Here is an 18,716-nt window from a genome sequence, read left to right on the forward strand (position 1 = left end):
CCTGTCACCCGGACGACGCACGACACCCGTCCGGGAGGACACCCGGGGCGGAACCGGTGCGGGCGGACGCCGTCGTGCGCCCGCACCGGGTCACCTCACTGCCAGACGACGGGCGCCGGGAAGTAGGCGTTGTCGGCGGACGCCATGAACGAGGTGTAGGACTCACCGTTGTACTCGGCGGCGGTGACGGGCTCGGACTCCCCCAGGGCGACGAAGCAGGAGACCGCGATCTGGTTCTCCTCGTCGTAGTCGGGCAGCTGCAGGCCGCAGCTGTCCCCCGGGCCCGAGAACGCGAAGCCGCTGGTCAGGTACTGCACGTCGGCGCCGTCGCGGCCCAGCGGGAACAGGTCGATCGTCTCGGGCGTGGTGTCCGCCGGGATCTCGTACAGCCACTGGTGCTGCACGACGACGCCGAACGGCGTGTAGCCCTCGAACTCCTCGGCGTTGGAGAACTGGTCGAACAGCTTCGGGTCGAGCTTCTGGATGCCGAGGACGCTGACGCCCACGCCGCCGGTGGCCTCGGCGCCGTCGGCGCCGGTGTAGGTCTGGTTGAGCCACGCCGGCGCGCCGAGCGCGAGTGCGGTGCCGGGACCGGTGACCGCCTGCGGCTCGCCGAAGTCGACCGCCTCGACGTCGTGGTTCACGGGCAGCGCGCCCGACGTCCCGCTGTCACCCTTCGAGCGCTCGGTGCCGGACGAGGCGGTGGAGTCGGCCGCGGGCGCCGCCTTCGGCTCCTCACCACCACCCGAGCAGCCGGCCAGGACGAGGGACAGGGCGAGCGCGCCGGTGACGGCGACGTACGGAGTCTTCACGGGAACCCATCGATCGGTGTGCAAACGGAGCAACCCGGACGAACCGGGCGCGGCGACGCGAGCCTAGTTGCTGTGCACCCGCTGTGCAGGTCAGCCCGCTGCCTCGTACGGGAGGTAGTCGTTCTCCATCACGAACTGGCGGAACCCTCCCTCGTCGAACGGCAGCCGGTACTCGGTGCGCAGCAGGCTGTCCGCGATCGACGACGCGAGCGCGAGGCTGACGTGACCCGAGCGGACCAGCTCGCACAGCATGCCGACGCTGGTGACGACCGTGACGTGACGCTCGTCCGCGGCCGTGCGCGCGACGCCGTCGTCCACGACCGCGACGCCCCGGTGAGCCTCGGCGAGCGCCAGGACCTCGCACTCGCCGAGGTTCGTCCGCTGGTCGTCGCCCAGCATCCGCTCGGCGTACCTGCCGAACGCCGCGAGCTCGACCGCCGAGGTCGCCGTGCGGTGCAGCAGCCAGTCCGCCTCCAGCACGCTCCGGAGGTGGGCGTGCCGGAGCACGCCCTCGGTCACCTCCTGCCGGACGGACGCGGGCAACCACGCCTCGGCCTCACCGACCACGTGCTGCAGGAGCCCCAGCCACCCGGCCTGAGCGAAGTGGCTCAGCGGCCCCGTGTCGAAGACGTACGGCGTGAGCAGGGCGGTCACGAGATCACGGACCAGATCTCGGCGCGGTGCGTCGGACGCAGCTCGGGCAGGTCCTCGGCGTCCAGGGTCCCGAGCAGGAGCGAGAGAGCCCGCTCGGCGGAGACCCGTTCCTCCCGGTACAGCGCGAGGACCGCACGCTCGTACGGCCGCGGCAGCGTCACCCCCTCGAGGTCGTACGGGACGGCGAGACCGTGCTCGATGATGTCGGCCCTCGTCGTGCGCGTGCTGCGGACGATCGCGCACTCCGCCGCCGACGCGAGATCGAGCTCAGCGAGGCGACGGGCCAACGTCGACATGTCAACCCGGAAGTGGCTCGTCGCCAGCACCGCGGACGTGCGCAGGTCGTGGTGCCGGCGGGTCTCGGACCACAGCTCCGTGAGCGCGAGCCCGGGCGCGAGGAACGCCCGGGCGAACCGGTCGAGCAGCGGCTCCGTCCGGCCCGCGCCGCTCGGCTCGGCCACCCTCCAGTCGACGGTGTAGTCGTCGGCGATGAGGAAGTGGCCGAGCTCGTGGGCGAGCGCGAGCCTGCGCCTGCCGACCATGCCCGTGGAGTTCACGAGCGCGACGCCGCCGCGGTCGAGCAGCGTCGTGGCCGCATCCGCCGTCTCGGCCCCCAACGGGGCGGAGAACGCCAGGAGCCCGATCGCTGCGAGGGCCGCGACGAGGTCGAGCACCGGGGCCGACGCATCGAGACCGCAGAGCGCGCGCGCTTCGGCCCCCAGCAGGTCCGCCGCCGGGCCGGAGGACGGCACCGGTCGCGGCGTGACCCGGGCGCCCAGGAGGCCGCCGTCCCACGAGCAGACCAGCTCCACGTCGCGGGCCAGCCGCTCGAGCCGGTCGTCGATGATCGACAGCTCGACGTCGGCAGCCGCGCGCGTGCGGTGCGACGCGATGGTCGCCGGCCCGTCGGAGAGGAACCACTCGAGGCGCACGTCGAGCGCCTTGGCGATCGCGGCCAGCTCGAGCGCCGCCACCCCGCGCAGGCCCCGCTCGATCTTCGCGAGCGCGGAGCGCTCCATCCCGGCCGAGCCCGCGAGCTCCTGCTGCGTGAGACCTCCGCGCTCGCGGGCGGCGGCGATGCGGCGTCCGACAGCGTCTGTGCGTTCGACCATGTGTGCGATTCTAGAACACACCTTCGGACCCTGGTCAGCCCCCGACGTACGCCGCGAGGTGCTCCCCCGTGAGCGTCGACCGCGCCGCCACCAGGTCCGCCGGCGTGCCCTCGAACACCACCCGCCCGCCGTCGTGCCCGGCGCCCGGCCCGAGGTCGATGATCCAGTCCGCGTGCGCCATCACCGCCTGGTGGTGCTCGATGACGATGACGGACTTGCCTGAGTCGACCAGGCGGTCCAGCAGGCCGAGCAGCTGCTCGACGTCCGCGAGGTGCAGGCCCGTCGTCGGCTCGTCCAGCACGTAGACGCCCCCCGGGTCGCCCATGTGGGTGGCGAGCTTGAGCCGCTGGCGCTCGCCGCCGGACAGCGTCGTCAGCGGCTGGCCGAGCGACACGTACCCGAGGCCGACGTCCGCGAGCCGCTGCAGGATCGCGTGCGCCGCCGGGATGCGGGCGTCACCGGCGCGGAAGAACTCCTCCGCCTCGGTGACCGGCATCGCCAGGACCTCGCTGATGTCCTTGCCGCCTAGGTGGTAGTCGAGGACCGCGGCCTGGAACCGCTTGCCGCCGCACAGCTCGCAGGTGGTCGCGACCCCGGCCATCATCGCCAGGTCCGTGTAGACGACGCCCGCGCCGTTGCACGTCGGGCACGCGCCCTCGGAGTTCGCGCTGAACAGGGCGGGCTTGACCCCGTTGGCCTTGGCGAACGCCTTGCGGATCGGCTCGAGCAGCCCGGTGTAGGTCGCGGGGTTGCTGCGCCGGGACCCGCGGATCGCACCCTGGTCGACGGAGACGACCCCGGCGCCGCGCGGGATCGAGCCGTGCACCAGCGAGCTCTTGCCGGAGCCCGCGACGCCGGTGATGACGGTCAGCACCCCGAGCGGGATGTCGACGGAGACGTCCCGCAGGTTGTGCCGGGTCGCGCCGCGGACCTCGAGCGCGCCGGTGGGCGTGCGGACCTCGGGCTTCACGTGCGCCCGGTCGTCGAGGTGCCGTCCGGTGAGCGTGCCGCTGGTGCGCAGGTCCGCGACGCTGCCCTCGAAGCAGATCGTCCCGCCCGCGGAGCCCGCGCCCGGCCCGAGGTCGACGACGTGGTCCGCGACCGCGATGGCCTCGGGCTTGTGCTCGACGACCAGCACCGTGTTGCCCTTGTCGCGCAGCTGCAGCAGCAGGGTGTTCATCCGCTGGATGTCGTGCGGGTGCAGGCCGATGGTCGGCTCGTCGAACACGTAGGTGACGTCGGTGAGCGACGACCCGAGGTGCCGGATCATCTTGGTGCGCTGCGCCTCGCCGCCCGACAGGGTGCCCGACGGCCGGTCGAGCGAGAGGTACCCCAGGCCGATGTCCACGAACGAGTCGAGCGTCTGCACCAGGGCCGTGAGCACCGGCGCGACCGACGGCTCGTCCAGGCCCCGGACCCACGCGGCGAGGTCGCTGATCTGCATCCGGCAGGCGTCCGCGATGCTCACGCCGTCGATGGTCGACGACCGCGCGCCCTCGTTCAGCCGGGTCCCGTCGCAGTCCGGGCAGGTGGTGAACGTGATCGCGCGCTCGACGAACGCCCGGATGTGCGGCTGCATCGCGTCGACGTCCTTGGCGAGGATCGACTTGCGGATCTTGGGGATCACGCCCTCGTAGGTGAGGTTGATGCCCTCGACCTTGATCTTGGTCGGCTCCTTGTGCAGCAGGTCGTGCAGCTCCTGCTCCGAGAAGTCGCGGATCGGCTTGTCGGGGTCGAAGAACCCGGACTGCGTGAAGATCCGGCCGTACCAGCCGTCCACGGTGTACCCGGGGATCGTCAGCGCGCCCTCCATGAGGGACTTGCTGTCGTCGTAGATCTCGGTGAGGTCGAAGTCCTGCACGGTGCCGCGACCCTCGCACCGCGGGCACATGCCGCCGGTGATCGTGAAGTCGCGGCGCTCCTTGGTGGTGACCCCGCCCTTCTCGAACGTGACCGCGCCCGCGCCGCTGATCGACGCCACGTTGAACGAGAACGCCTGCGAGGACCCGATGTGCGGCTGCCCGAGCCGGCTGAACACGATCCGCAGCATCGCGTTCGCGTCGGTCGCGGTGCCGACGGTGGACCGGGGGTTCGCGCCCATCCGCTCCTGGTCGACGATGATCGCGGTCGTCAGGCCCTCGAGCAGGTCGACGTCCGGGCGGCCGAGGTTCGGCATGAACCCCTGCACGAACGCGCTGTAGGTCTCGTTGATCATCCGCTGGGACTCGGCCGCGATCGTCCCGAACACCAGCGAGCTCTTGCCCGAGCCGGACACCCCGGTGAAGACGGTCAGCCGCCGCTTCGGCAGCTCGACGCTCACGTCCTTGAGGTTGTTCTCCCGTGCCCCGTGGACGCGGATCAGGTCGTGGCTGTCGGCGGCGTGGACCTGCTCGGGCACGGGCTCTCCTTGCGTCGGCGCGCTGCGGGTCAGCGCTGCTCCTGGATGCGGATCATGTTCCCGGCGGCGTCCCGGACGGCGCAGTCCCGGACCCCGTAGGGCTGGTCGGTGGGCTCCTGGACGACCTCCACGTCGGCCGCCTGCAGCCGGTCGAAGAGGGCGTCGAGGTCGGGGGTCGCGAGCACGATGCCGGCGAAGGTGCCCTTCGCCATCATCTCGAGCACCGTGCGGCGCTCCTCGTCGGTGATGCCCGGGTCGACCGCGGGCGGGGTCAGCACGATCGCGGTGTCGGGCTGCCCGGGCGGACCGACCGTCAGCCAGCGCATGCCGTCGTAGCCGACGTCCAGCCGCAGCTCGAACCCGAGCAGGTCGCGGTAGAACGCCAGCGCCGCGTCGGCGTCGTCGTGGGGCAGGAAGCTGGAGTGGATGGTGAGGTTCATGTCGCCCACGCTAGGGTCGCCGCCGCGTCGCGGGCTTCTCGATTCCTGACCGGTCGGGTGACCTGCCTCGCGTGGCACGACGGCAGGTCCGCGACGGGCCGGGCCGCGGCGGCGACCTGCCGCCGGTAGGTGCTCGGCGGCACGCCCACGAGCTGCGTGAACCGGGTGCTGAACGTCCCGAGCGACTGGCAGCCGACCGCGAAGCACACCTCGGTGACGCTCAGGTCGCCGCGACGCAGCAGCGCCATCGCGCGCTCGATCCGGCGGGTCATGAGGTAGGCGTAGGGCGACTCCCCGTACGCGGCCCGGAACTGGCGGCTCAGGTGGCCGGCGGACACGTGCACGCCACGGGCGAGCGCCTCGACGTCGAGGGGCTGCGCGTACTCGCGGTCCATCCGGTCCCGGACGCGGCGCAGCAGCGCGAGCTCGCGCAGGTGCGGGGGCGTCGGCTCGGTGCTCACCCGCTGATGCTGCCACGCACCGGTCGCAGTCCGGCACCCCCTCGACCACCTACGCAGGCGCCGGTCAGCGGCCGCCGACCACCGCCCGCACGGCCGCCTCGGTGGTGCGCCGGTCCGCGGGGTGCTCGTCGAGCGCACGGTGCAGCGCCAGCCCCTCGACCAGGGCGTCCACCCGGCGGGCCTCCTCGGGCGTGAAGTGGCGCTCGAGCTCCGCCCGGCTCCGCCGCATCCAGGCGGTCGTGATGGCCCGGAACCGCGGGTCGCGCGCGGCGAGCGTGTAGAGCTCGTACGTCACGACCCGCCCGCGGTCGCCGTCCGGGTCGGACAGCTCGTGGACCAGGTCGACCACGGCGACCACGGCCGCCTCCCGGTCGTGTGCGGCGCCGAGGTGCGCCTCGAACGTGCGCGCGACGGAGTCCGCGAACCGGCTGAACGCCTCGTGCAGCAGGGCGTCCATCCCGTCGAAGTGGTAGGTCATCGAGCCGAGCGGGACGTCCGCGCGGGCGGCGATCCGGCGGTGCGAGACGCCGGCGACGCCGACCTCGGCGACGAGGTCCAGCGTGACGTCGACGATCCGGTCGCGCCGGCCCGGGTCGCTGCGGCGGGTGCCCACGGTCGCCGGCGTCAGATCGACCGGATCACACGGGCGGGGTTGCCGACCGCGACGCTGTTCGGCGGGACGTCCCGGGTGACCACCGAGCCGGCGCCGACGACGCTGTTGTCCCCGATGGTGACGCCCGGGCACACGATCACGCCGCCGCCGAGCCAGACGTTGTCGCCGATGGTGATCGGCTGCGCGGCCTCGAGCTTGTCGCGGCGGGGCTGCGGGTCGACCGGGTGGGTGGGGGTGAGCAGCTGGACGTGCGGGCCGATCTGGCAGTCCGCGCCGATCCTGATCGGGGCGACGTCGAGCGCGGTCAGGCCCATGTTGACGAACGTCCGCGGGCCGATGGTGACGCGGCTGCCGAGGTCGACGTGCACGGGAGCGCGGACGAACCCGCCCTCCCCGACCTCGCCGAACAGCTCCCGCACGACCGACTGCGCCGCCTCGGGGTCGACCTCGTAGGCGTCGCGGAACTGCGCGGCGAGCCGGATGCCGCGGTGGACGGCCTCGGTGATCGCGGGGTCGTCGGCGATGTACAGGTCCCCGGCGAGCATCCGCTCGTGGTTCGTCCTCGGGTCGCCGGCGAAGTAGTCGCGTGTCATGCGTACGAGCGTACACATGGGTCAGCGCAGGGCGTCCCGGTACGGCCGGAACATCTCCCGGAGCTCCTGGGCGTACAGCTCGGGCTCCTCGACGGCCGCGAAGTGCCCGCCCCGCTCGGGCTCGGCGACGCGCACGACCCGCGTGGTGCGCTCCAGCCACGCGCGCGGTGGCCGCAGGATGTCGGCGGGGAACAGCGCGAATCCCGACGGCACCTCGACCCGCCGCCCGAGCTGCGCCGGCGGGATGGCGGCGTTGGCGGCGTACATCCGCATCGACGACGCGATCGTGCCGGTGAGCCAGTAGATCGTCACGTTCGTCAGCACGTCGTCGTCCGAGAGCCCGTCGCCCAGGTCCCCCGCCGCCCGGGTGTCGCTCCACGCCCGCATCTTCTCGACCACCCAGGCGGCCAGCCCCGCCGGCGAGTCCGTGAGGCCCACCGCGGCCGTCTGCGGCTTGGTGCGGTGCACCGCCGCGTACGCGCCCTCGGTCGCGCCCCACGCGGCGGCGTCGGCGAACCAGGCGCGCTCCTCGGCCGTGAGGTCCGCGGGATCGCCCGCCCAGAACGGCAGGCCGCCGTCCGTGCGGTGAACCGCCACGACCCGGTCCGGGTGGTCCAGTGCGAGGTACCGGGCGACGTGGCTGCCGATGTCACCGCCGGCCGCGCCGAACCGCTCGTAGCCGAGCGTCGTCATCAGCCCGGCCCACAGCCCGGCCACCGCGACCGAGTCGGGCGCCGCACCCACGGGCCGGTCGGAGTACCCGAAGCCCGGCATGTCCGGGACCACCACGTCGAACGCGTCGGCCGGGTCGCCGCCGTGCGCGCCGGGGTCGGTCAGCAGGTCGACCACCTTCGCGTACCGCCACGCCGAGTCGGGCCAGCCGTGGCACAGCACCAGCGGCAGCACCGGACCGGTCGGCGCCACGGCGCGCGCGTGCACGTAGTGGATCCGACGGCCACCGACCTCGACCCGGAAGTGCGGGTGGCGCGCCAGCTCCGCCTCCTGGGCACCCCAGTCGAACCCGTCCGCCCAGTAGGCGACCAGCTGCCGCAGCCGGTCGACGTCGGCGCCCAGGGACCAGCCCGCGTCCTGCGGCGCGTCCGGCCACCGGGTCGCCCGCAGCCGGGCGCGGAGGTCGTCGAGCACGGCGGGCTCGGTGCGCAGCTGGAACGGCTCGGGACGGGACGTCGCGTCGGTCACACCGCCACCCTAGGACCGGCCGCGCGACGACCCCGGCCCGCCGGTACCGTCGCGGCATGCCGAGCACCCCACGACCCACCCCGCGACCCACGCCGCCCCCCGCCACCCCGCGCACCGTCGTCCTCACCGGGGCCAGCGACGGGATCGGCGCCGCCGCCGCGCGCGAGCTCGCCGGCCGCGGGCACCAGGTCGTCGTGGTCGGCCGGTCGCCGCAGAAGACGGCCGCGGTCGCCGGGTCGATCGGCGCGGCGCACCACGTCGCCGACTTCGGCGACCTGGCGGACGTCCGGCGGCTCGCCGACGAGCTGCGCGCCTACGACCGCATCGACGTGCTCGCCAACAACGCGGGCGGCATCTTCGGCGACCCGACACCCACCGTCGACGGCTTCGAGCGCACCTTCCAGGTCAACCACCTCGCGCCGTGGCTGCTCACCACCCGGCTGCTCGACGTGCTGCTCGCGTCGCACGCGTCGGTGATCCAGACCTCCAGCGTGGGCGCGCGGCTGTTCGGTCACCTGCGGCTCGACGACGTCGCCCACGACACCCGGTCCAGCGCCCAGCAGACGTACGGCACGGCGAAGCTCGCGAACATCCTCATGACCACGGAGCTGCACCGGCGGTTCCACGGCGACGGGCTCTCCTCGGCGGCGTTCCACCCGGGCATCGTCGCGACCGGCTTCGCCGCGCAGTCGCCCAGCATGATGCGCCGGTTCTACACGGGCCTCGCCCGGCGGTTCATGACCTCCCCCGAGCGCGGTGCGGAGCAGCTCGTGCGGCTCGCCGACGGCACGCCGGGCGTCGACTGGGAGTCGGGCACCTACTACGAGCGCGGCCGGCCCGCCCGCCGCACGAACCCGCAGGCCCGGGACGCGGCGCTGGCGCGCGACCTGTGGGAACGGACCGCGCGGATGCTCGGCGAACCGGTGCGCTGACCCGCTAGCGTCGCCGGAGGGGGCGCGCCGGGCGCCCGGGGACGAGGGGGCGACGTGGACGACACCGAGGGCTGGCGGCTGATGGTGCCGGCGCCGTACGACGCGGTCTGGACCGTGGTCGTCGTGCTGGTGGTGCTGGTGGTCGTCGCGGTGGTGGTCCGGCTGCTCCGTGGCCCGCGCCGCAGCCCGGGCACCCGCGACCAGCGCGACCCGCAGGACCCGCGCGACCCCAGCGCACGTGACACCGCGAGGTAGCACCTGTAACCTCCGGGTGACGGGTGGAGGTGGACGATGCAGCTGGACGACCTCGTGGGCGTGCTCGGCGCGCTCGCGAGCCCGCAGCGGCTGCGCATCCTGACCGAGCTCGGCAGCGAGAGCGTGCACGTCAGCGAGCTCGCACGCCGGGTCGGCATGTCGCGCCCGCTGCTCTACGGCCACCTGACCCGGCTCGAGCAGGCCGGGCTCGTCCGCGGCCACCACAGCGTGTCCCCGGACGGCAAGGCGCTGCGGCACTTCGAGCTGGTGCCGTTCGACCTGCACGTCACCCCCGCGGTCGTCGCCCAGGCGGTCGCCACCCCTGCACAGGAAGACGCGTGAGCATGGACTCCCTGCCCTGGATCGCCTGGATCGTCCTGGCCGGCATCGTGTTCGGCACGATGGCGTCCGCGGTCGACACGATCGCGAAGAACCGGCGCAAGATCGCCGAGATCCACGCCGCCCCGGCGCGCGCCGAGGTGCTCGGCCGCCTGGACGCCATCGAGCAGCGGCTGGAGCGCATCGAGCGCGCGCTCACCGACATCCCCGGCTGACCGGGATCCGGTCGCCGGAACGCCCACGGAGCACCGGCCCGCTCCCCTAGCGTGGCCGGGTGACCGACCCGCCCGCGCCGCTGCCGCGCGACGCCGTCCTGGACGGCGGCGTGACCGGGCCGACCGTGCACCCGTCGGGCCCGGTGCACCTGACGCTGCGGCTGCTGCTGCTCGCCGTCATCGCGGTGGGCGTGCTCGGCGTGACGCAGCAGCCCGTCACGCGGTCGGTGGACGACCTCGTGGCGGCGCTCGACGCCGGCGAGGTCGCGACGGTCACGCTGGAGCGGATCGACGACGGCACCACCAGCGCGCAGGTGCGGTGGACGGGCCCGGGGCGGACCGGGAGCGCGACCTACGTCGTCGCCCCCGCCGGCGCGACCGGCGGCGACGAGGGCACCGCGCCACCCGACGACCGGCGACGGGTCCTCGACGCGGCGGCGGGTTCACCGCGCGCGGTGGACGTGCGGACGACCGACACCCTCCCGCCGGCGGCGCCCTGGGGGCTGGGCCTGACGGCGGCGGCGCTGCTCGCGCTCGGCACGCTCGGCGGTGCGCTCGTGCTGCTCGTCGCCGGCCCCGAGCCGCGGCTCGCCACCCGGTGGGCGTGGTTCTGGATGACCGGCGGCGCCTGGCCGGTGTGGCTCGCCTACCTCCTGCTCGAGCCGACGCCCGCGTGGAGCCGCCGCACCGTGGTCGGGCCCGTCCGCCGGCTGACCGGCGGGTGGGCGTTCCTGGCGCAGATGCTGCTCGCACCGCTGCTGATGCGGGCGCTCACCGGGTCCTGACGGCCGGACCGGCGCTCACCGCACGCGGCCCAGGGCGATCGCGGCCCGCATCAGCGCCGCGATCGACTCGTTGTCGGTGATCGTCCCGTCCGCGACCCGCTCCAGCACGACCGGCCAGGGCAACCGGTGCGTGGCGACGATGCCCTCCTCGGCCTGACCCGTCGCGTCGCCCGGCGCGCGCAGCCCCCGCGCCAGCAGCACCCGACCCGGCGCGTCGCACACGCCGTTGAGCGAGAACACCTCCCCCAGGTCCTGCCACGTGTCCGCGAGCAGCCCCGTCTCCTCCGCCAGCTCCCGCCGCGCCGCCACCAGGGCGTCCTCGCCGTCGGACCCGCCCGCGGGGACCTCGAGCGACCGGCGGCCCGTGGGGTACCGGTCGACCTCGACCAGCACCACCTCGTCGTCGTCCGTCACCGGCACCACGAACACCGCCGGGTGCCGCAGCTCGACCACGCCGTAGACGCCCTCGCCGCCGTCCGGTCGGGTGACGGCGTCCTCGCGCACCCGGATCCAGGCGTTCTCGTAGACGGTGGTGGAGGTGCGGGTCTGCCAGGCGGTCACGGGTGTCGAGCCTAGCCACCGCCGCAGGCCCTTCCGTCGGGCGGGCGACGCGGCCATCATGGGCGCATGTCGTTCCAGGCGTACCTCGACGCGATCGAGGTGAAGACCGGCAGGACCCCGCGCCAGCTCGTCGAGGAGGCCACGGCGCGCGGCCTCGCCGAGCCCGGCGTGAAGGCCGGGGCGATCGTCGCGTGGCTCGCCGAGGACTACGGCCTCGGCCGCGGGCACGCGATGGCGCTCGTGCACGTCATCACGAAGGGCCCGACCATCAGCGGCGCGCACGTCGGCGGCACCGGCAGCCACCGCGACGCGTCGGACACGCTCTGGCTGGACGGCGCGGCGACCCGCCCACCGACCTGACGGCCGGCGTCACCGCTGCGGCCACGGCGCCCACGCCCCGCCGGGCAGCCCGCGCAGCCGGGCCCGGGCGTCGCGCACCAGCGGGCGCGGCAGGTCGTCGTGCAGCGGGCCGGAGGACGAGCCCTCGCGCCCCTCGCCGTGGAACGTGTGGGTGAGGACCGGTCGCGGCCACCCGGACAGGTCCTCGTGGAACCGGCCGTCGACCACGGCACCGACGTGCCACTCCAGGTCGTCGGCCACGGACTGCGCCGACTCGTCGCACGCGTCGCACCCGCAGACCGGGAACGGCGCCTCCAGGAGCACACCCGCGCGCAGCACCACCCCGGGGAACGACGTGACGACCAGCGTGAGCGGCGCGGCGAGCGGCGAGCGCGGCCGGAGGCGAACGGCTCGGCGGACGCCCGCGGGCGGGTGCACGAGGTCCGCGGCGAGGGCCGGGTCGTCGGCGACCTCGACGTCGTACCGCCGCACCAGGTGCTCGACGAGCGCCCCGGCGACCTGCTCGAGCAGCGCGAACCGCTCCGGGTGCGACGTCACCCCGTACGCGTCCTCGGGCGGGCCGTCCGGCCACCGCGACCCGCCACGGCACCGACCCTAGGGACCAGCCGTCGCCGAGGTCGAGCCTTCCGCTCGACACGCCGCCGCGACACGCCGGGGTGCGTGCCGAACCCTCGACCTCGGGCCACCGGCGGGCCGGGGCGGCGAGGTTGCGCAGGACAGGGGCGCGGCGGGGGGACAGACTGCGTGCGTGCGGACGATCGGTGTCGAGGAAGAGTTCCTGCTCGTGGCCCAGGACGGCAGCCCCCGGGCGGTCGCGGCGGCGGTGCTGCAGCACGCGTCGTCGCAGGACGGGGACGACCACCCGGAGGTCCCGGGCGGGTCGTTGGAGAAGGAGTTCGCGCAGGAGCAGATCGAGACGTCGACCCACCCGTGCACGGACCTCGGTGCGCTGCTCGAGGAGGTCCGCGCGGGCCGGTACCGCGCCGACTCCTCCGCCCAGCACGCCGGCGCGCACATCGCGGCGCTCGCGACGTCGCCGCGCCCGTCCGGGCCGACGGTGGTCGTGAACCGGCGATCGCAGCACATCGCCGAGGAGTTCGCCCAGACCGCCCGCGACCAGCTCACCTCGGGGTGCCACGTGCACGTCGAGGTCGCGGACGACGACGAGGGCGTGCGGGTGCTGGACCACCTGCGCCGGTGGAACCCGCTGCTGCTCGCGCTGAGCGCCAACAGCCCGTACTGGCAGGGCGAGGACTCCGGCTACGCGAGCTTCCGGTCGCAGGTCTGGGGACGCTGGCCGACGGCGGGACCGACCGCCCCGTTCGGCGACGCGGACACCTACCGGGCGACGGTGGCCGAGCTCGTCGCGAGCGGCACGATCCTGGACACGGGCATGGTCTACTTCGACGCCCGGCTGTCGGCGCGCTACCCGACGGTCGAGGTCCGGGTCGGCGACGTCTGCCTGGACCCCGAGGACGCCGTCCTCCTGGGCGCACTGGTCCGCGGCCTGGCCGAGACCGCGCTCACGGAGTCCGACCCCGCGCCGCAGCCGCGCACCGAGATGATCCGCGTGGCGGCCTGGCGCGCGGCCCGGTCCGGGTTGGACGGCGACCTGGTCAGCCCGAGCACCGGGCGGCCCGTGCCCGCGCCCGAGGCGGTCGCGGAGCTCCTGGCGCACGTCACCCCCGCACTGTCGGCCGCGGGTGATCTGGACTGGGTGCGCACCCACCTCGCCACGCTGCTGGAGCGCGGCAACGGTGCGCAGCAGCAGCGCCGCTGGCGGCACGAGGGCGCGGACGAGGCGGAGCACGTGCGTCGCGCCGTGCGCCGGACCCTGGCATGATCTCCCCTGCACCGGCCTGACCTGGACGTCCGACGAGCCGTACGGGCCCGCCCCTGCGAGCCCACGACTCCCCCGGTCCGCCCGTGCCGTCCTCGCCGCGCGTTCACGGGACCTTCACGCCAGACTGGAACACAGAACGGTCCCCGGACGTTGAGCACCACTGAGTAAGCAACACGTCTGTACGTCAAGGCACGGAGGTCCCTGATGTCGAACCGGTCCCTGCGCGGCATGCGCATCGGGTCCCACAGCATGGAGACGGACGAGGGCGTCGACTTCGCACCCCGTCTCCAGGCGTACTACGACTGCCCCAACGGGCACACGATCATCCTGCCGTTCTCGGTCGAGGCCGACGTCCCGGTGGTGTGGGAGTGCCGGTGCGGCGAGGAGGCGCTCCTGCGGGACGCCTCCAAGCCGGAGCCGAAGGCCACCAAGCCGCCCCGTACGCACTGGGACATGCTCCTGGAGCGTCGCACCATCAAGGAGCTCGAGGAGCTGCTCGACGAGCGCCTCGACCTGCTCCGGGCGGGCAAGCTGCGTCGCAGCGCCTGAGCCGCACGTCGTCCCTGCGGGCCTCGCACCTTCGTGGTGCGGGGCCCGTCGTGGTTCCGCGGCCGGTGCGCGATCCTCCGCGCCCGGTGCGACGGGGTGCAGCGGGGGGCGACGGCGGGCGACGGCTCAGCGGCGCGCGAGCCGCCGGGCCAGCGACCGGACCTGGGCGACGCGGTGCTGCGCCCCCCACACCGTGACCCGGACCAGCGCCTCGACGACGATCGACCGGCTCATCTTGGACCGCCCCTCGGCCCGCTCGACGAACGTGATCGGGACCTCGACGACCCGACCTCCGGCGCCGAGCACGCGCCACGCCATGTCGATCTGGAAGCAGTACCCGTGCGAGGCGACCTCGTCGAGCGCCAGGCCGGCCAGCGCAGACGCCCGGTAGGCGCGGAACCCGGCGGTCGCGTCCCGCACCGGCAGGCCCATCGCGAGCCAGGCGTAGACGTTCGCGCTGCGGGACAGCAGCTGGCGGTGCAGCGGCCAGTTGACCACCCGGCCCCCGCGCACCCAGCGCGACCCGATCACCAGCTCCGCGTCCGGCACCCGGGACAGCAGCCGGGGCAGGTCCTCGGCGCGGTGCGACCCGTCGGCGTCCATCTCCACGACGACGTCGTAGCCCTCGTCGAGCGCCCGGCGGAACCCCGCGACGTACGCGGTGCCGAGCCCCTGCTTGCCCGTGCGGTGCAGCACCCGGATCGACTGCCGCCCCCGGGACGCGGCGTCCTCGGCGGCGATCCGCTCGGCGAGCTCACCGGTCCCGTCGGGCGAGGCGTCGTCGACCACCAGCACGTCGGCGTCGGGGACGTGCAGGCGCAGCGCGGCCAGCGCGCGCGGGAGGCTGTCGCGCTCGTCGTAGGTCGGGACGACGACGAGCACCCGGCGGGCGGTCACGCGGCCGGGTCCGGTCGGTCGGCGCGCCGGACCCGGCGGGCGCCCGCCGTGCCGGCCGCGGTCATCACCAGGGCGAGCGCCCCGACGATCCCGCTGGGCCACGCGCCGAGCCGCGCCGCCGGGGTGAGCGACTGGCGCAGCGGGAGGCGGGCGACGAGCTGCGCGGGCGTGAACAGCTCGGTCTGCTGCGCGACGGTCCCGTTCGGGGCGATGACGGCGCTGACGCCGACCGTCGACACCTGGACGGTCGCGCGCCCGAGCTCGACGGCCCGCAGCCGCGCCATCGCGAGCTGCTGGGTCGACTCGGCGGAGTAGCCGAACGACGCGTTGTTGGTCTGCACCACCAGCACCTCCGCGCCCTCCCGCACCGCCTCGCGGACGATGCCGTCGTAGGCGACCTCGAAGCAGATCACGTCACCGATCCGGACGGTGCGGCCGAGCCGCTCGGACGCCAGCGGGACCACGCCCGGCTCGGTGCCGGGGAGCATGTCGTTGCGCACGAGGTCGACGGCGGACGAGAACGGCCGCACGAGGCTGCGCAGCGGGATGTACTCGGCGAACGGCGCGGGGCGCTGCTTGGAGTACCGCGCCACCGGTCCCTTCCCCGGCTCCCAGAGCAGCGAGGTGTTGTACCGGCCGCCGCTCTCGGGGTACTCGATCGTGCCGACCAGCAGCGGGGCGCCCACGGCCCGCGCGGCGGCGTCGATGTCCGCCGCCGCGGCGGCGTCCACCTGCGGGTCGATGTCGGTGCCGTTCTCCGGCCACAGGACGACGTCGAGGTCGCCGGGTGCCACGCCCTGGTCCAGCAGGGCGTACGTGCCCGCCAGGTGGTTGTCGAGCACCTCACGGCGCTGGTCGAACGCGTGCAGGCCGGGCTGGGCGACGTTGCCCTGCACCGCCCCGACGCTGAGCGTGCCGTCCTCCGCGCGCGTGTCCATCGGGACCAGCATCCCGACGACCAGCAGGGCGCCGACGACGGCCAGGCGCCCGAGGGTGGGCAGCAGCGCGAACCGCCGGGCCGCGGACCAGGCCAGCGCGAGGGCGACGCCAGCGGCGACGACCGCCGCGGACACGAGCGGCGCGCCGCCGAGCCGGGCCAGCGGCGCCAGCGGCGAGTCGGCCTGGGAGAACGCCAGCCGACCCCAGGGGAACCCGCCGAACGGCCACAGCGACCGCAGCTCCTCGACCGCCACCCAGAGCACGACGAAGACGACCAGCTGCAGCGACGCACGCCGCCAGACGGCCTCGCCGCGGCGCGCCCACGACCACGCGGCACCCAGGAGCGCGAGGAACCCGGCCTCCGCGACGGACAGCGCCAACCAGGGCACCGGGCCGACGGCGTCGTCCGCCCAGGTGAGCAGCGGGACGAAGAACGCGAGGCCCCAGACGAACCCGAGCAGGGCGTTCCACCGGGCGCTGTCGCGCCGCATCGCGAGGAACAGCAGGGCGATCCCGGGGCCGGCGGCGAACCACCAGCCGAGGTCGGGGAAGGCGGTCCAGGTCAGCAGACCACCGAGGAGCGCCAGGACCGCGCTCCACCAGCGGGAGGGGTCACGTGCGGGCACCGCGCCAGGGTACGGCACCCGGCTGTCCCTCCAGCACGCGGCTCGCGCGCGCCCGGCACCGGGTGAGGGACGGACCGACCGGCCCGCGTGTCCTTCGTACCGCACGGCACCGCGGAGCGGCGTCGGCGTTCTCTGATGAACACGCGGGCCCGGTCGGGGCCCGATGCGTTCCGGACGGTCCGTCGCGGGCTCACGCCGCGCGGGGAGTGGTCCGGACCACTCCCGAGAACCTATCGGAGCTGCGGGGGGTGTCAAGGGGGCGATCGGCCCCGTCAGGGGTGTCGCCGCAGGTCACTTCGGCGGGTCGGGTTGCCCGATTTGTCGCGATGATTCCGCCGCCTCGGCGTGTCGGTCGGCGTGTCGATCGGGCCTCACCGCGGGCCGTGCGGGTGACACGCCGGGCGGGACGCGCCGGGCGGTTCACCCGACCGAGCGAACGGTCTCAGCCGAGCTCGTCGTGCAGCACCACCCCGGCGCGCACGGTCCGCACGCAGCGGGGCGCGGGCGCGTCCTCGACGAGCTGCGGCAGCCCGCCGCCGGTGCGCCAGACGGCCAGGTGCGCCGGCGCACCGACCTCCAGCAGACCCGCACGCGACTCCCCCGCGCCGGCGGCGCGCCAGCCCCCGCGGGTGTGCGCGGACACCGCGGCACGGACCGGGATCCGCTGGTCGGGCGTGCGGTGCGCCACCGCGGCCCGCACGGCGCCCCACGGGTCGAACGGCGTGACCGGGCTGTCCGACCCCAGCGCCAGCGGCACCCCGCCGGCCCGCAGGTCGGCCAGCGGGTGCAACGACGCCGCACGCCCGCGACCCAGCCGCGCCGCGTACAGCCCGTCGTCGCCGCCCCACGCCGCGTCGAACGCCGGCTGCACCGAGGCGGTGAGCCCGAGCAGCACCATCGTGGCGAGGGCCGGGGCGTCCAGCATCGGCACGTGCTCGAGCCGGTGGCCCGCCGCCCGCACCGCGTCGACGCCCTCGAGGTCGCCCGCCACCCGGAACCCGAGCAGCACCTCGTCGGTCGCCCGGTCCCCGATGACGTGGAACGCCGCCTGCACGCCCGCGCGGGTGGCCGCCGCCACGTGGTTGGTGACCTCCTCCGCGGTCAGGTCGAGCCGGCCGTCCGGGTGCGCCCAGTCCGTCGGCGCGTCCGCGTACGGCGCGCGCAGCGCCGCGGTGCGGCTGCCGAGCGACCCGTCGACGGCCAGGTCCCCGCCGACGCCGGTCAGCCCCGGCACCGCGGCCAGCAGCTCCCGCACGTCGTCCACGGTCTCGCACAGCTCCGCGCGGTACCCGACCACCAGCGGCAGGCCCGACGCCGGGTCCGCGGTGCCCGCGAGCAGGGCCGCGAGCCCGGCCCGGGACCCGAGGTGCGGCGCGCTCTGCTCGTGCACGGCCACCAGGCCCGCGCGCGCCGCGGCGGCGAGGGCGGCCGCCTCCAGGGCGTCCCGGCGCTGCGGCGCGACGTCCAGGACCGCCCGCCGGGCCGCCAGGTGCGCCGGCCCGGTCACCAGCCCGTCCTCGCGCCACCCCGGCAGCTCCGGCAGCCCGAGCACCTGTGCGAAGGACGTCGACACCACGCCGGCGTGCAGGTCCGCCCGGCCGAGGTACACCGGCGCCCCCTGCCCGACCGCGTCCAGCTCCGCGCGCCGCGGGGCGCGGCGCTCCGGCCACGTGTGCTCGTCCCAGCCGTAGCCGCACAGGGGGTCCCCCGCCGCGGCGGCCGCCCGACCCGCCGGACCGCTGACCGCGGCGTGCACCCGGTCGAGCACCTCGCCGAGGTCGCGCGCGCCGTGCAGGTCGACGGACGCCAGCCGCAGCCCGGTGTCCAGGACGTGGGCGTGCGCGTCGACGAACCCGGGCGTCACGAGCGCGCCGTCCAGGTCGACCACCTCGTCCGCACCGTCCACGAGCCCGTCCGCCTCGTCGGCGCGACCGACCCACGCGACCGCCCCGTCCGCGACCAGCAGGGCGGTGGGGGCGTCGTCCAGGGGGTCGCCGGCGGGGACCGTGCGGCGCAGGGGCTCGGCGACGCGTGCGGCGAGGACCTCGGCGGTCAGCACCGCACCGCCCCGGTACAGGGTGGTGCTCACGGTCCGCACCCTAACCACGCGCGTCGCGTCCGGCGCGCCGCGC

General features: G+C 75.0%; 21 protein-coding genes and 1 pseudogene. 8 read left to right on the top strand and 14 right to left on the bottom strand.

From position 1 onward, the window contains the following. Nucleotides 1-95: 95 nt before the first annotated feature. The 9 genes from ACFVXN_RS06600 to ACFVXN_RS06640 all read right to left on the bottom strand — a co-directional run bounded on the left by ACFVXN_RS06600 (nucleotide 96) and on the right by ACFVXN_RS06640 (nucleotide 8,283). Nucleotides 96-812, bottom strand: coding sequence for a hypothetical protein (locus ACFVXN_RS06600; protein WP_389229176.1), 717 nt, complete (start codon nucleotides 810-812; stop codon nucleotides 96-98). Nucleotides 813-902: 90 nt separating this feature from the next. Next, complete coding sequence (locus ACFVXN_RS06605; RefSeq protein ID WP_389229179.1) at nucleotides 903-1,466, bottom strand: nucleotide-binding protein; 564 nt, start codon at nucleotides 1,464-1,466, stop codon at nucleotides 903-905. Then, the gene (locus ACFVXN_RS06610) at nucleotides 1,463-2,578 is read right to left on the bottom strand and encodes a helix-turn-helix domain-containing protein (RefSeq protein ID WP_389229182.1); all 1,116 of its coding nucleotides are present in this window, start codon (nucleotides 2,576-2,578) and stop codon (nucleotides 1,463-1,465) included. Before ACFVXN_RS06610 ends, ACFVXN_RS06605 begins: the two co-directional genes overlap by 4 nt. 34 nt (nucleotides 2,579-2,612) lie before the next feature. After that, a complete protein-coding gene (locus ACFVXN_RS06615; RefSeq protein WP_389229185.1) occupies nucleotides 2,613-4,976 on the bottom strand; it encodes an ATP-binding cassette domain-containing protein in 2,364 nt (787 codons plus the stop codon). Nucleotides 4,977-5,005: 29 nt separating this feature from the next. Beyond that, nucleotides 5,006-5,416: a VOC family protein gene (locus ACFVXN_RS06620; protein ID WP_389229188.1), complete on the bottom strand. Its 411-nt coding sequence runs from the start codon at nucleotides 5,414-5,416 to the stop codon at nucleotides 5,006-5,008. Beyond that, on the bottom strand, nucleotides 5,413-5,877 hold the full coding sequence (locus tag ACFVXN_RS06625) for a helix-turn-helix transcriptional regulator (protein WP_389229191.1): 465 nt from the start codon (nucleotides 5,875-5,877) through the stop codon (nucleotides 5,413-5,415). Before ACFVXN_RS06625 ends, ACFVXN_RS06620 begins: the two co-directional genes overlap by 4 nt. Nucleotides 5,878-5,941: 64 nt before the next feature. Further along, complete coding sequence (locus ACFVXN_RS06630; RefSeq protein WP_389229194.1) at nucleotides 5,942-6,490, bottom strand: TetR/AcrR family transcriptional regulator; 549 nt, start codon at nucleotides 6,488-6,490, stop codon at nucleotides 5,942-5,944. Between the two features lie 11 nt (nucleotides 6,491-6,501). Continuing rightward, nucleotides 6,502-7,083: a sugar O-acetyltransferase gene (locus ACFVXN_RS06635; RefSeq protein ID WP_389229197.1), complete on the bottom strand. Its 582-nt coding sequence runs from the start codon at nucleotides 7,081-7,083 to the stop codon at nucleotides 6,502-6,504. A gap of 21 nt (nucleotides 7,084-7,104) precedes the next feature. Beyond that, on the bottom strand, nucleotides 7,105-8,283 hold the full coding sequence (locus ACFVXN_RS06640; RefSeq protein WP_389229200.1) for an epoxide hydrolase family protein: 1,179 nt from the start codon (nucleotides 8,281-8,283) through the stop codon (nucleotides 7,105-7,107). Nucleotides 8,284-8,339: 56 nt separating this feature from the next. On the opposite strand from ACFVXN_RS06640, the gene ACFVXN_RS06645 reads away from it, so the two are divergent. Genes ACFVXN_RS06645 through ACFVXN_RS06665 form a run of 5 tightly spaced genes read left to right on the top strand, consistent with a single transcriptional unit; the run spans nucleotide 8,340 to nucleotide 10,809 of the window. Further along, nucleotides 8,340-9,215, top strand: coding sequence for an SDR family NAD(P)-dependent oxidoreductase (locus ACFVXN_RS06645; RefSeq protein ID WP_389229203.1), 876 nt, complete (start codon nucleotides 8,340-8,342; stop codon nucleotides 9,213-9,215). A gap of 54 nt (nucleotides 9,216-9,269) precedes the next feature. Then, nucleotides 9,270-9,470: a hypothetical protein gene (locus tag ACFVXN_RS06650; protein WP_389229206.1), complete on the top strand. Its 201-nt coding sequence runs from the start codon at nucleotides 9,270-9,272 to the stop codon at nucleotides 9,468-9,470. Nucleotides 9,471-9,506: 36 nt separating this feature from the next. Beyond that, nucleotides 9,507-9,812, top strand: a complete 306-nt coding sequence (locus tag ACFVXN_RS06655; RefSeq protein WP_389229209.1) for an ArsR/SmtB family transcription factor — start codon at nucleotides 9,507-9,509, stop codon at nucleotides 9,810-9,812. Next, the gene (locus tag ACFVXN_RS06660; protein ID WP_389229213.1) at nucleotides 9,809-10,024 is read left to right on the top strand and encodes a hypothetical protein; all 216 of its coding nucleotides are present in this window, start codon (nucleotides 9,809-9,811) and stop codon (nucleotides 10,022-10,024) included. The genes ACFVXN_RS06655 and ACFVXN_RS06660 overlap by 4 nt, the downstream gene beginning before the upstream one ends. A gap of 59 nt (nucleotides 10,025-10,083) precedes the next feature. Beyond that, complete coding sequence (locus ACFVXN_RS06665; protein ID WP_389229216.1) at nucleotides 10,084-10,809, top strand: hypothetical protein; 726 nt, start codon at nucleotides 10,084-10,086, stop codon at nucleotides 10,807-10,809. A gap of 15 nt (nucleotides 10,810-10,824) precedes the next feature. On the opposite strand, the gene ACFVXN_RS06670 is transcribed toward ACFVXN_RS06665, so the two are convergent. Beyond that, on the bottom strand, nucleotides 10,825-11,370 hold the full coding sequence (locus tag ACFVXN_RS06670; RefSeq protein ID WP_389229219.1) for an NUDIX domain-containing protein: 546 nt from the start codon (nucleotides 11,368-11,370) through the stop codon (nucleotides 10,825-10,827). A 66-nt stretch (nucleotides 11,371-11,436) separates the two neighbouring features. Here ACFVXN_RS06670 and ACFVXN_RS06675 point away from each other — a divergent pair, with 66 nt between their 5' ends. Then, nucleotides 11,437-11,730, top strand: coding sequence for a DUF4287 domain-containing protein (locus ACFVXN_RS06675; RefSeq protein WP_389229222.1), 294 nt, complete (start codon nucleotides 11,437-11,439; stop codon nucleotides 11,728-11,730). A 9-nt stretch (nucleotides 11,731-11,739) separates the two neighbouring features. On the opposite strand, the pseudogene ACFVXN_RS06680 reads toward ACFVXN_RS06675, so the two are convergent. Further along, nucleotides 11,740-12,297 (bottom strand): annotated as a pseudogene (locus tag ACFVXN_RS06680) (DUF6226 family protein); the annotation flags it as partial. 181 nt (nucleotides 12,298-12,478) lie between these two features. Here ACFVXN_RS06680 and ACFVXN_RS06685 point away from each other — a divergent pair. Together ACFVXN_RS06685 and ACFVXN_RS06690 are read left to right on the top strand one after the other, a co-directional pair. Next, nucleotides 12,479-13,573, top strand: a complete 1,095-nt coding sequence (locus ACFVXN_RS06685) for a glutamate--cysteine ligase (RefSeq protein ID WP_389229225.1) — start codon at nucleotides 12,479-12,481, stop codon at nucleotides 13,571-13,573. Between the two features lie 204 nt (nucleotides 13,574-13,777). Beyond that, entirely contained in the window at nucleotides 13,778-14,122 is a 345-nt protein-coding gene (locus tag ACFVXN_RS06690; RefSeq protein ID WP_147793582.1) for an RNA polymerase-binding protein RbpA, read from the top strand. Nucleotides 14,123-14,248: 126 nt separating this feature from the next. On the opposite strand, the gene ACFVXN_RS06695 is transcribed toward ACFVXN_RS06690, so the two are convergent. The 3 genes from ACFVXN_RS06695 to ACFVXN_RS06705 form a co-directional block, all read right to left on the bottom strand. After that, a complete protein-coding gene (locus ACFVXN_RS06695) occupies nucleotides 14,249-15,019 on the bottom strand; it encodes a polyprenol monophosphomannose synthase (protein ID WP_389229228.1) in 771 nt (256 codons plus the stop codon). Beyond that, nucleotides 15,016-16,584: an apolipoprotein N-acyltransferase gene (lnt, locus tag ACFVXN_RS06700; protein ID WP_389229231.1), complete on the bottom strand. Its 1,569-nt coding sequence runs from the start codon at nucleotides 16,582-16,584 to the stop codon at nucleotides 15,016-15,018. The genes ACFVXN_RS06695 and lnt overlap by 4 nt, the downstream gene beginning before the upstream one ends. Nucleotides 16,585-17,026: 442 nt before the next feature. After that, nucleotides 17,027-18,673: an amidohydrolase gene (locus ACFVXN_RS06705; protein WP_389229234.1), complete on the bottom strand. Its 1,647-nt coding sequence runs from the start codon at nucleotides 18,671-18,673 to the stop codon at nucleotides 17,027-17,029. Nucleotides 18,674-18,716: the final 43 nt, after the last annotated feature.

The sequence above is a fragment of the Cellulomonas sp. NPDC058312 genome, assembly GCF_042880135.1.
Taxonomy (GTDB): Bacteria; Actinomycetota; Actinomycetes; order Actinomycetales; family Cellulomonadaceae; genus Cellulomonas.